Consider the following 12507-nt stretch of genomic DNA (forward strand, 5'->3'; position numbering starts at 1 on the left):
GGTGTCCGCCTCCTGCTCCGTTCTCATGTGTTCGCTCGGGTGTCCGGTGGGTGCGTGTGCGTGTGCGGGGACGCGGCGGACACGGCCCGCGGCCGGTGCCCCGCGCCTGCGGGAGTGGTTGCGTCGGCCCTGGCCAGGGGGAGGAGGGTGCCGTCCGGTGTGGTCACCGCGACCAGCCAATGGGCGGGCGGTATGGCCGCGTCCAGGTGGCCCAGGACGAGTTCGGGCCCGGGGCCCGTCGTGTGGGCCGACGCCGGCGGGGTGGAGGCGGCGGCCGCAGCGGTCAGGCTCCACGGCGCCGCCCGCGGGTGCGCGACCGGGACGGTGACCGAGATGCTCGCATGCCCGTCGCCGTGGTCGGTGTATGCCGGCCGGATCGCGGGCCGGGGGCGCGGCCGCACAAGGGTGACGATCTGCGAGGGGGCGCTCCACAGGCCGGGTTGGGCCGCCGGCTGCGGCCACGTCGGGCGTATCTCGCCTGCCGCCGGTACCGCCTCGGGGTCCCAGGCGGGTTCGTCGGGCCACGCGGCCTCGCAGACGTACGACAGCGGGGTCCACGCGGGCGTGTCCACCGGCAGCACGTCCTCGTAGCTCGCGGTCCACTGCCAGCCGGCCTCCCGGTCGTGCTCGTCGGCCGGTACGAGCTCCACCTGCCCGACGACCGGCCACGTCTCGGGCGCCGTGCCCGTGGCGGAGCGCCGGACTCGCGCGGGCAGGGACGTCCGCTTCGTGCCGCGCCGCAGGACCGGCCCGGGGGGCGGGTCACCGGGCGGGCGCGTGCCGGGGAACCGGACGGACAGCGTCAGGCGCACCGTTCGCCCGTCCGGGTCCGCCTCGGCCGCCGCCAGCGAGGGCGCGGGCGGGGTGTCGCTCAGGGGCACCGCCACGGTGAAGCACCCGCAGTCCGTGGCGGGCGCTTCCTGCCCGCCGTCCGTGACCGGTACGAGCTGGCACACCTGCACCTGCTCCAGCCGGCCGGGCAGCCGGCACCGCACGCGCCGGGTTCCCGGTCCCGGTTCGATGGAGGCGTCGGTCAGCCGGGCCATGCCGGAGCGGTCCCGCGCCTGCCCGACGCGCGCCCGAAGGCTGCCGGCACGCTTCCACCGCGGGTCGTCCGGCGCCAGCTGAGGGTCGAGCAACTGCTCGTCGGCGATGTACAGGTGCCAGCCTGCGGTGGCGGCGAGCCCGGCGGGAAGTGCCGCGGTGACGTCGAGTTCGGCGTAGCCGTCCGGTGCGCGCTGGCCGGTGAAGAGCAGCACGGGGGCGGCGGACCGGGCGGTGCGCGGGCGCGGGTCCAGCACCGCGAGGGAGGCGCTGGTCCCGGCCTGCCGCCCGGCGGCGTCGCGGACCTCCACCTCGCAGCGGACGGTGACCGACTCCCCGGGAGTGGTGGCGCGCACGCAAGCGGTACCCGTCCACATGCCTTCCGGGTCCTGGGCGAGCAGGACGGGGCCGGCCGCGTTGTCCAGGGTCGCCCGCACGGTGGTGACCGGCGGCGCGGCCTGCACGGGCTGCGGGAGCGAGACCCGCAAGGAGACCGCGCCGGGGCTGTACGGCCCGTCGCCGCCCGGTGCGGGATCGGCCGGCAGCAGGGCGAGTGTCGCGGTCGGCTGGGGTACGGCCGGCAGGTCAGGGGGATCGATGCCGTCGACGGGCGCGAAGTCCGACCACTGCCCCCACATGTCGGCGGTCGCGACGCGCCATCGCGCCGCGCCGGGCGGGCAGCGGTAGTCGGTGAAGGCGGCGGCGGACGGGGTGTCGCGGGCGGCCGGTGCCACGAGGGGCTGCCGCCAGGGCTCGCCCGGCAGCACGTACTCGTTCAGCGGCGTGTCGGGGGAGCGCAGCACGGCGAGCGGGCCTCCTGCGGTGCCGTGCAGGGCCAGGGCGGCGGTCCAGGTGCCGTCGGGGTTCCACCGTGTCGCGTCCCGCCGGGCGGTGGCGGACGGTGCGTCCGGCACGTCGGGTGGCGGGGCCTCGACGGCGAGCGTCCACAGGCACACCACGGTGTGCCCCGCGGCTTCGAGTTCGCCGACGAGGTCGGGCAGTCCCTGTCCGCCGTGGACGGCGAGGAGCGCGTCGGTGAACGGGCCGGCCAGTGGGTCCGCCTGGGCCGCCTCGGCCAGTCGCACCCACTGCGCCTGCGGGCCGGAGGCGGGGGCAGGCAGGGCGAACAGCGCGGCGACCGCGTAGCAGGGCCATCCGTCGGCGCCCCCGGTTTGCGGGCTCACGGGCAGCGTCGTGCCGAAGCCCCACCACCGTGCGGCGGCGGGGTCCACGGAAGCCGCCCACAGGGCGACGCTCATGTCGACCGAGGCCGAGGCGTCCTGGCCGCCGGCCACGGTGGCGGGGAGAGAACGGGTGAGCTGTGCCGTGGCCGGTGCAGGGGCGGCCGGCGGGCGGCTCCAGGCATCGGCGACCGGCTCCTGCAGCCCGATTGCCTGGGCGGTGGCGCGGCCGGCGGCGTCGGCCGGCTGCATGTCGTCGTAGGGGAGGGGCGCGTCGGGCACACCGGAAAGGCGGTAGCCCAGGTCGGCGGAAGGGAACCGGCTGTCGGCGCCGCACCACCACGCACCCCGGGGAACCTGCGAGCCGATCGCGTCGAGGGCAGAGGCCGTGTCCACGTCCAGTTCGGCGGCGCGCGGCAACCAGTCGGGCAGGACCACCCCACTCCTGCCCCGGCGCGAGAGCCCTGAGCGGTAGACCGCGGGCCACACCCTGCCGCCGCCCTCGCACCGCACCCCGGCCAGCGGCACCCGGGCGACGAACGCGCCGGGCCCGGAGCAGCGTCCCGTGGTGCGCCCCGCGGCGTCCAGGACGCTGAGCGCCCGGCCGTCGCTCCAGGCGCCGACGTACCGGGACCACAAGGGGTCGACGGCGTCGAACCGGATGTCGGTGCCGTCGGACCCGGGGCCGGGCACGGCGTCGCCAGCCACCCACACCGTGAAGGGGCACAGGGGGAACCCGATCTGCGGTGAAGGGAAGACGCGCAGATGGACGCCCGGGCGCAGCCACTTGCTGTCGCGCGGGCCTCCGCCGGCGGACAGGCAGTCCGCTCTGAGCAGTCCGGGATGGACCCATGCGGGCCCGGTGGGGACAGCGGTGGTCACGGCCACACCTCCCAGGCGAGCGCGGGCACCTCGGACGGCAGCGGCAGCTGCAGCGTCGTGGCCGGAGCCGACTGCCAGGCGCCCGTGAACGGGTCGCGGTACTCGTGCCGGACGAGGGTCACAGGGCCGCCGGCCACCGGCCGGTCCGCCACGAACAGGAGGGTGGTGGTGGCGCTGTCGGTGTGCGTGGTGAAGCCGTCCAGGCCGTAGTCGCCGAGGCGTTCGCCGCGTACGAGCGGCTCGTCACACTCAAGCAGCAGTGCCGTCACGGTGTGTCCGCCGGCCCTGTCCGGTGCCCACAGCACGGTAGTGCGCACGCGGCCGCCGAGCGGTCCGAGGTCGACGTCGGCCTCGCGCAAGGCGGCCCGCAGCGCGCCGTCGCTGTCCTCGGCAGGGGCGGACAGCCCGCGGCGGGCCGGCACATGGACGAGTGCGGGCGCGGGCCGGCCGAACCCAAAGTCCTCCAGCATCGCGGCGGGCCCCGGCCAGTGGCTGGTGCGGAAGGAGGCCCGGGGCAGCATCGTGGCCACGCGCTCGGGAAGCACCGGTCTGCGCGGCTCGACGAACACGCCCACCTCGTACGAGGCGTCGCCCTCAAGGCCCGCGTCGATCGCGGCGTCCACGGGGTCCAGGGGCCACGGGCAGGACGCGGCGGCCCGCGCGACGCCGCGCCGGTCGACGGCGCTCAGCAGGTCGTCCCGCCGGCACGGCCGCAACCACGCGGCGTCCAGCAGGACTTCGCGCAGGAAGCCCGGCTGGGGCGGGCCGGGCGGGGGATCGGTCCTGTCGATCACGAGCGCCACCTGGTAGCCGTAGACGTCGGCGACCTGGGTGATCGTGCGGGAGGCCAGGGACGCCTCGACCGGGTCGCCCCAGAACCACGGGCGGTAGCGGTCGACGCTGTAGCCCAGCAGGTACCGGCCGAGCATGCGGGGGTGGAAGGCGGACACGGACCGGTACAGCTCGTGCGGCGCGACGACGTCGGCGGGCAGCTCCTTGGGCGCGTGGCGGGCGATCGTGAAGTACCGGCTCTCGGTCGCACCGGACGGCGGCCGCGGATCGCCGTCGAGGGCGCCTGTCCAGCTGACGTCGAGCCGGTAGGTGGCGCCCTCGGCGAAGACCGCCGGCCCGGCGGCGCGGGCCCCGGCCCATGCCCGCGCACCGGAGGCGGCGACGGACGCGGACCGCGCGTTCTCGGCGGCCTGGGCGGCGGTGGTCGTCACGCCGCCGAAGGCGATGACGGCGAGCACCGGCCGGGCGTCGTGCGAGGGCCACCGGGGGCCGTGCAGCACCCGCACGGTGTCGACCGGCGCGTCCGCGTCCCAGACGTAGGTGCCCACCTGTCCCGACCGTAGCTTCGTCACCGAGGCCAGCACCCAGTCGCGTTCCTGGCCCTGCCAGGTGCTGTGTACGCCGACGTCGCGCACGTCGGACTTCGCCCACAGCAGCAGCGTGGGGGGCAGGCCCGCCCGGACCATCGGTTCCAGCGGCACCTGCGAGGTGAGGGTGGTTTCCGCCTGCCGGCCGTACTCGCGCGCGGACTCCCGCGGGTCCACCGCGGGTCGCTGCAGGTCCAGGATGCGGGGGGCCACGAAGTCCGCCAGGTCGAGGCGGTCGGTGAACTCGGGTAGCCCGTCGAGGGCGAGGGGGCCGCTGGGGAAGGTGCCGCCGGGAACCAGCGCCGTGCCCGGCAGGAGCATCGCGGCCCAGTCACGGATCGCGGGCACCTGCCCGGCCGGCGGGCCCACCGGTACCTGCGTCACAGCGGACGCCCTGACGGTGGAGCAGGTCGCGGGCAGCGGCCGGTCCTCGAGCGGCGGCAGGCTCCAGCCGTCACCCTCCGGTGCGGCCCGGCCGCCGACCGCCCAGCCGGCCGCGACCGGCCAGTCCCCCCGGCAGGCCCGTTCGTGCAGCGCGACCGGATCCGCCGGGTTCCCGGCGGCGCCGTCCAGCAGGTTCAGCGACCACAGGGCGGGGTTGCGGGTGAACAGGGCGAGCGAGCGTCCCGCGGTCGGCGCCAGGGGCGCCGTGCCCGTCGGCAGCTGCCAGCACGCGGGCAGGGGACCGGGCACGCGCTGGGCCGCTCCGGTGTCCGTCAGGCGGGCCAGGGACAGTCCGCTGAGCGACCAGTGGGCCGGATAGGCGGCGGAGCCGAGGGCGCCGTCGGGTGCCGCGAGCGTTCCGGCGCCCTTGACCGCCGACGTCTGGTCGAGGTCGTCGTGGAACGTGTCGGTGGGCGGGCCCGCGTACCGCGGGCCGGGGGCAAAGCCGAGCAGGACGGTGCCGTCCGGCCACATCGCAGGTGCCCGCTCCGGCTGGTCGCCCAGGTCCGCGCGGCCCGGCAGCGCCACTCCGTTGCGGTCGCCCACCGCCGCGGACACCAGCGGGCTGTCCGGCATGTCCTGCTGAGTGGCCGCCGACTGGCCGAACCCGATGTGCACACAACCGCTGATCTCGCAGAACCACAGGTCCACGGAACCGCAGGCACGCAGTTGCGCGTACGTCAGCGTCCCCGGGCCGAGCTGGAGTTCGAGCGTGGCGTCCAGGCCCAGGCTGAAGGGCCCCAGGTGCAGGCCGCCGCTGGCGTGTGCGCGCCCGGCGACGAACAGCGGACGCGTGCCCAGGGCCACCACCGCGCCCAGGGACAGGTCGGCCCAGGCCGGTGCGACGCCGTACCGCGTGCTGAGGCAGAACCCGGCCGCCGCGCCGAATCCGCTGGCCGGCGACATCGGCAGGTCCAGCGGCGGGTCGAAGCCGTCGCCGTGCAGCATCATGTAGGCGTCAGCCCCGACATGGAACAACTCGGGCAGCACCACCGCGCGGATCGGGCCGCAGCCGTGCCTGCCGTCACCGCCGACGTGGACGAACCACGTGCGCGGGTCCCGCACCGGGTAGCGCGCCTCCATCGGCACGTCGGCGACCATCAGCGCCCATGGCGTGTCCGGCGGGAACCTGAACTCCTCCGACACACCCGCGTACACCTGCTCCTCGGGGTCCACCACGAGCAGGCCGAGCAGGCTGACCGCTCCCGACGACGCGGGCCGCTGCGTCACCTTGCGGCATTCGGCCAGCAGTTGGGCGTCAGTGGCCGCGACCACCGAGATGTCCGGGGTGCGGACGGCGAGCCTGCCGAGCGCGGAGAAGGCGAAGCCGAGGTCGGGCACCGTCCCGACGGCCACACCGGCCCCGAACAGTGCGGCGTCCGGCGTCGCCGTCGTGTGGTCGCGGTCGGGCTGCCAGGCCAGGCGCTGCCGGATGCTGTCCCGGTCCTGGCCGGGCGGCAGCGCGGCGGAGCGGTTCAGGCCCAGGAACGCCTCGATGCCGAAGAGTCCCAGCCCGGTGTCGGCCAGCGGGACGGGGGCGGGCAGATCGCAGCTGAGGTCCGCGAGGATCGAACGGTAGGGGCGGCCGGCGTCGCTGGCCTCCTCGACCACTAGACCGGCGCTCGCCGCGAGATTGAGGGGTTCAACGTCGACGCGCAGGGCGGCGGTGAAGCCGCCGTCGCCCTGGAAGGCCAACTGCCCGGATCCCGATACGAGGCCGGGCACGTCCACGCCGAGGGAGAAGCCCTCCACGGTCACCGCGAGGGCGCCGGGAGCCAGCGACAGCCGCAGTACGGCGCCCGCCACCTTCAGGGGACCGAGGTTCATCGGGACCCGTAGGTCGAGTTCGACGTACGAGGACCCGTGCCCGGACCGTACTCCCGCCACCTGCAGCAGTCCGGCCGGCTGGGTGACCTCCCAGCGGCCGGCGTCCGCCACGTCGATCGACGCGCCGGTGAGGCCGAGGGCCGGTGGGAAGGTGCCGTAGTCGAGGAGGGCGTCGCGTACCGCCACCCGCAGGGGCGCCACGGTGTGCGCATCGAGGAACATCGCGTGGACGGCGCAGCACAGTTCCGCCTCGTAGTCGACGCGGGCCGTGCCGGGCGCGGCGAAGCGCACCCCGGTAACCTTGGCCCGTCCCGAGGTGCCGAAACCCGTGCCGAGCGCCTGCGCGGTGGCGATCAGCGCCCCCAACTCGGCAAGCCCGGGGCGCCCGGCAGCCTCGCTGGTGTCGCCGGCCGTCGCCGTGGCGAGTACGCCCAGCGCGGCCGCCCTGGTGTCCCCGCTCGACAGGATCCCCGTGTCGCCGCCTTCCAGGACGACGGTGCCGTCGTATCCGGACGGGCCGCGCGCCAGCCGTACCCGCACCCGTGTGGCGCCCGCGTCGACGGGAACGCTGATGACGCCGGCCGTCGGCGGGAGTGGGAACGCGGTCGCGAGGTCGATCGAGGTGGGAAACGGGTCGCCGGCCTGGGACCAGCCCAGCGAGTACGTCACCGGCCCCGCAGCGGCCCCGGCGTGAGCCGCGTGCCCCGCCGTACCCGCGCCGCCGTTGAAGCCGGAACGGCCGCCGCGTACCGCGAACGGCAGGGATAGCGAACCGCACCCCGGCACGCCACCGACGACCAGCACACCGCCGACCTCGACCTCGGGCTCCGACCCGGGAAAGGACAGCGTCACGCTGTCGATCCGCAGCGTGACCCGTACCGGGCCGGGGAGTTCAAAGCTGCCGGGGGACATGGTGAGGGCGACCTCGCCGGGTCCGCTCCACCGCACTCCCTGCGCCGACACCTCAAGGGTCGGTTCGGCCGCTCGCGCGGACGGAGAGGACGGCGACGGCCCGGACTTCACGGTGACGGCCTGGCCCGCGACGGCCGAGGCCAGCAGCACGCCGGCCAGGGGAACGGTGAGCGTGGCCCGGCTCGCGTCACCCGCGACCGTGACCCCGCCGAGGGTTCCGGAGAAGGCGTCCGCTGTGACCTCGACGTCGAACGGCCCGGCGGGATCTGCGCCGTCCCTGCATCCCAGCGCCGTCAGGACGTCGACGTGCTCCACGGGCAGGGCCGTCAGTATCCCCGCGGTGCGCAGCACATCGATGAGCGGAAGCATGAGGCCGACCCCACCCGGCGCCGAAGGGCACCGGTAAACCGTGTCGTACGTTTTATGCCCTCACCTCCCCATGGTGCGCACACATCGAAGGACCTGCAATCGCGGAGGCCGCCCGCCCGGCGTCCGCCCGCGCCGCCCGGCGTGCCCACCGCCCGCCGCGGCCCCGCGCGGATCAAGGATGGCGAGCACCTCGTTGAAGGCCTCGGTGGAGCTGAGGTGCATCCAGATCGCGTCCCGCTGATGCGGTGGGGGTCTCCGCCGGTGGCCTCGACCCTGCGCGGTGATCACGACGCTGACCGGAGCCTGAGCGGGTGCTCCGTGGAATCGTCATGGAGCTGGAGTTGGGCGACGATGCTGCGGAGTCGCACCGGTGGGTGAGTGACGGGCGGATGGCGCAGAACGGACAGGATCCGCCTCAATAGCGGGAGTTGCTGCGCAGCGACAAGTTCCGCAGTCCACATCGCCGCGACAGCGGCGGCCCCGCAGGCCCGGATCGCCCCCGCGTCACTGGCCAACTTCTTCGCCCTCCCGCACGATAAGGACACGCTTAGGTACTCGTTCAAGTCCGCTGATGGCCAGCTGAGCGACCTGAAGACGCGGCACCAGCTCGAGTTCCGGATCGATGCGTCTGACGTGCCGGTCGACCATTTCGACGCGAAGATCCAGAGCGTTCGGTTGGCGCTCGTCGGTGCATCGCACCCTGCTAGCGAAGTTTCGTGCGAGGTGCGGCATGGCCCGACGTACACGCAGCGGCGGCGCGACAAGAGTGTTGCGGTCCAGCATCTGATGCCGCGCGTTGCCACACGACCTGCTAAGACGGAGCGCCTCCTGGCGGACGAAGGAGTCGGTGACGATCCGGCCCTTACTGCCCCGCAGTCCCTGGCGTTTTGGGGTCGAGGAGTGGGCGGTGACTGGCAGGTGACGATTCCGCAGCGGGAGTTCGACGCGGGCCTGGACTTGCGCCGCCTGACGGAGGTCCAAGTTTGGATCGGGTATCAGTTCGTCCGTTGACGGCGCTTGAACGAGGCCCCGGTTCATCCGCGGGCGAGTCGTCGAACCCGTCCAGTCCATCAACACCTCGACTGACAGGTCACACGCAGTATTAGCTGCGCCAATGACTGCTTGCGGTGCGTAGAACACCCCGTACGAGGAGAGCCTGGAGCTGAACCGGCTGGTGCTGCTCGACGAGATCCCGGCGAACGCGGAGACGTGGGCGCAGGCGTGCGCCTTCCGCCTGGCGGCCGCCCGCGGAGTGCGTGGCGTCGTCGCGCACAGCGACCCCGAGCCCAGGACGCGCCTCACCGCCCACGGCCCCGAGACGATCTTTCCCGGCCACTACGGAACGATCTACCAGGCCAGGGGGATGGACTACCTGGGCAAGACACGCCCGCGGCGCCTGACCATGCTGCCCGACGGCTCGGTCCTCCACGACCGCGCGATGTCCAAGGTCCGCAACGGCGAGCGCGGCCGCGGCGGAGTCGAGCGGCGCCTGGTCGCCCTCGGCGCCCGCCCCCGTGACGAGGGCAAGCCCGGCCGGGGGTGGCTGGAGGAGGCCCTGCAGGCCGTCGGCGCGCGGGTCGTATCCCACGGGGGCAACCACAAGTACGCGGCCTACATCGGGCCGCGCACCGGCCGCCGGCTCACCGCCACCTCCTACCCGTACCCGAAGGCCGACCAAGGGGGTGCGGCCGCATGAACGCCGCACCCCGCACCGGCAGCGCCGATGTCGAGCTGGTCATCAACTGGGGCCTGGGCGTCGACAGCACCGCGTACCTGGTGAAGATGCTGGAGGACCCGTCCGCCCACGGAGTCGATCTGGCCCGCACCATGGTGCTCCACGAACTCACCGGGGACGAGTGGCCGGCCACCCGCGCCCACGCCGCTCAGTACGTGCTGCCGCTCCTGCGCGAGCACCGGGTCCGGCTCGTTCAAGTATCCCGGGCCAGCCGCTCGTTGGAGATCGCGGTCATGGACGACTCCCGCCAGCCCGAGCGCATCATCGAGCGCGGGCCCTGGACGCTGTGGGACGAGCACGAGACAGGCGGCACCGTTCCCCAGCAGGGCGGCATCCGGCTCTGCAGCCTGCATGCCAAGGGGGAGGTCGGCGACGCGCTGATCGCCCAGGAGATCGGCGACCGGCCGTTCAGGCAAGTGATGGGGTTCAACGCCGACGAGGTCAGCCGCAGCCGCCGGGACGAGGCCGCAAACAAGAACCCGCTGCGCCAGGGCGTGTACCCCTTGAACGTCTGGGGGTGGGGGCGCGAGCGGTGCGAAGCGTTCCTGTACGAGCGGTTCGGGGTGCGGTGGGAGAAGAGTTACTGCAGCTTCTGTTGTTTCCCGGTGTCGATGGGGGCCATGGATGCGCACCTGGACCGGATGCGCGCCCATCCGGACATCGCCGGACGGGTGCTGCGCCTGGAGTACACCTCGGTCAGCCTCAACCCGCAGGCGAGGCTGTTCGGCCGGCGCAGTCTGCTGGAGCAGTTCGACCCTGACCGGGCCGCCGACCGGCCTGTGCTCGCCGCTTTCAAGGAGGAGCTCGCCTGCCCGTGGGCGCTGTACCACGTGCGCCGGATCTTGCCCGTCGCGAAGGCGGACCCGGCCCGGCGCGGGCGGGCGATGCGCTCGGTGGAGCGAGTCGACGTGGGCCGGGCAACCACTCTCGGCCGGAGGCTGCAGAGTGTCTCGGAGCGGCGCGGCGTCCCCATCGAGGTCGACGAGCGCTACGGGAGGGTGCGGGCGTGGGTCCAGCGGCGCGGGCCGGAGCTTCCGACCGTGGAGGAACTGATGGTCACCGCCCCGTTCCAGGTCCGGGACAAGAAGGTGCCGCACTTCGAACGGGAGTGGGCCGCGCACCGCCGCAGCCGGCTGTGACGTGCTCTGGGTGCCGGCGAGATTGACAGCCATCCACCAAGAGCGTCATATTGATTACGCGAAACTAGCGGCAAAAGCGGTGGGCGGCGGAAGGCACCCTCTCACGAGGGTGTCGGCCCAGGGCGGCAACCCCGACCGAACGTCCCGCCGACCACCTTCACCAACTCGACTCGCCCACCGGCGCGTGAGCGCCGGAGGAACAAAGAGGAGCAGGCCCTCAGTATAGGGCCGCGATCCGAACCGGAGAGTGCAATGTCCAAGGCCCTGAACCCGCAGCGTCGCGTCGTCGGCGACCGTGCCGTGGTCAACCGCGACTGGATCCGCGAGTTCACCGGCGCCAGCGTCGGCACCGCGGCCCGCTGGTACAAGGTGCGCCTCGAGCAGCCGGAGGAGCACCGTCACCCGGAGAAGGAGCGCATCGACGGGACCGACTTCTACGACGAGCAGCAGTTCCGCGACTTCTACACCTGGTTCCAGCAGGAGAAGGCGAGCAAGGTCCTCAAGGCCGACCCCGAGCTGTACCAGGCCGACCCGGAGGATGTCGTCTCCATCAACACGGCTGCCAAGTGGCTGGGCTTTAACGGAGCCTCGGCCATCCGCAAGTACCTGAAGGACAACCCCGACTACTTCCCGAAGCCCCTCGCCGAGCCGGTCGAGGGCCCGACCGGCCGCATGATCCCCGGTTTCCGCGTCGGCGACCTGCAGGACTTCGACAAGAAGCGCACCGGGGACAAGCTCGGCAAGGCCGGCCGCCGTCCTGGGCCCCAGGCCGACGCGGCCGTCGGCCGGCCCTCCGCCCTCGAGGAGGCCCTCGCGGCCGAGCTGAGCGCCCACGCCGGCGGTGAGCCGCTCACGGCCACGCAGCTCGCCGAGCAGTACGCCACCAAGGCGATCGACCGCGACGGCTACCACTCGGGGCTGGCCGCGGAGCTCAGCGTGCAGTACGGGGGACCGCAGAGGTCTTGGGAGTACGTCGTACGCAACGCCCTCGAGCACCGGCCCGCGGCCGCGCCGGCCCGCTCGGAAGCCGACCGGCGGGCGGCCGTCGCCCTGGCCGCCCTGCGCGAGCGCGGTGACATCCGTGGACTCGCCGCATCCCTCGCCCGCGAGCACGGCGGCAGCCCCGACGTCTGGTCGCGCGCGGTGAACGCGGCGCGAAGGATCGCCGACTCCACCACTGATCACCCCACGCCGAAGGACGAGTCCCGATGACCAGCTACCAGCTCCGCGACACCACCACCCGCCAACTCCTCGCGCGCGACCTGGCCGACTTCGCCGCGGCCGAGGCCGCAATGGACCGCCTCGACGACGAACTGGAACACGATCTTGCGGCCAACGGCGAAGGCGCCGGCCGCATCCGGATGCGTCTGGACGTCGAGCGAGTCACCGACGGCGTGACCGAGGCCGTCGGCCACCACGTCCTGCTCCTCGGCGTAGACGACGCGCCTGACCTGCTGCCCGCTGTGTGATCGCAGCGGGCGAGAAAACGCGTACAGCCGACCCTCGGCCCCCACCAATTAACCAGCGGGAGCTCAAGGAACTCACCCAGAACGGCCGTCGCGAAGATCATCTCCTATTCATCTGGGACCGCAACA

At 73.7% G+C, this 12507-nt stretch carries 7 protein-coding genes; 5 read left to right on the forward strand and 2 right to left on the reverse strand.

The genetic code is table 11. The features are described 5' to 3' along the window. Nucleotides 1–23 precede the first annotated feature (23 nt). Complete coding sequence (locus ACH4ZA_RS25490) at nucleotides 24–3107, reverse strand: hypothetical protein (protein WP_398431777.1); 3084 nt, start codon at nucleotides 3105–3107, stop codon at nucleotides 24–26. Then, a complete protein-coding gene (locus ACH4ZA_RS25495; protein WP_398431778.1) occupies nucleotides 3104–8038 on the reverse strand; it encodes a hypothetical protein in 4935 nt (1644 codons plus the stop codon). Before ACH4ZA_RS25495 ends, ACH4ZA_RS25490 begins: the two co-directional genes overlap by 4 nt. A gap of 378 nt (nucleotides 8039–8416) precedes the next feature. Between ACH4ZA_RS25495 and ACH4ZA_RS25500 the strand changes: the two genes are divergently transcribed. The 5 genes from ACH4ZA_RS25500 to ACH4ZA_RS25520 all read left to right on the forward strand — a co-directional run bounded on the left by ACH4ZA_RS25500 (nucleotide 8417) and on the right by ACH4ZA_RS25520 (nucleotide 12381). Next, on the forward strand, nucleotides 8417–9049 hold the full coding sequence (locus ACH4ZA_RS25500; protein WP_398431779.1) for a hypothetical protein: 633 nt from the start codon (nucleotides 8417–8419) through the stop codon (nucleotides 9047–9049). A gap of 163 nt (nucleotides 9050–9212) precedes the next feature. Further along, complete coding sequence (locus ACH4ZA_RS25505; RefSeq protein ID WP_398431780.1) at nucleotides 9213–9734, forward strand: hypothetical protein; 522 nt, start codon at nucleotides 9213–9215, stop codon at nucleotides 9732–9734. After that, nucleotides 9731–10912, forward strand: a complete 1182-nt coding sequence (locus tag ACH4ZA_RS25510) for a hypothetical protein (protein ID WP_398431781.1) — start codon at nucleotides 9731–9733, stop codon at nucleotides 10910–10912. Before ACH4ZA_RS25505 ends, ACH4ZA_RS25510 begins: the two co-directional genes overlap by 4 nt. 252 nt (nucleotides 10913–11164) lie before the next feature. Beyond that, nucleotides 11165–12124, forward strand: a complete 960-nt coding sequence (locus ACH4ZA_RS25515) for a hypothetical protein (protein ID WP_398431782.1) — start codon at nucleotides 11165–11167, stop codon at nucleotides 12122–12124. Continuing rightward, nucleotides 12121–12381: a hypothetical protein gene (locus ACH4ZA_RS25520; RefSeq protein WP_398431783.1), complete on the forward strand. Its 261-nt coding sequence runs from the start codon at nucleotides 12121–12123 to the stop codon at nucleotides 12379–12381. The genes ACH4ZA_RS25515 and ACH4ZA_RS25520 overlap by 4 nt, the downstream gene beginning before the upstream one ends. The last annotated feature ends 126 nt before the right edge of the window (nucleotides 12382–12507 follow it).

Origin of the sequence: Streptomyces sp. NPDC020597 (assembly GCF_044335095.1) — a bacterium.
Taxonomy (GTDB): domain Bacteria; phylum Actinomycetota; class Actinomycetes; order Streptomycetales; family Streptomycetaceae; genus Streptomyces.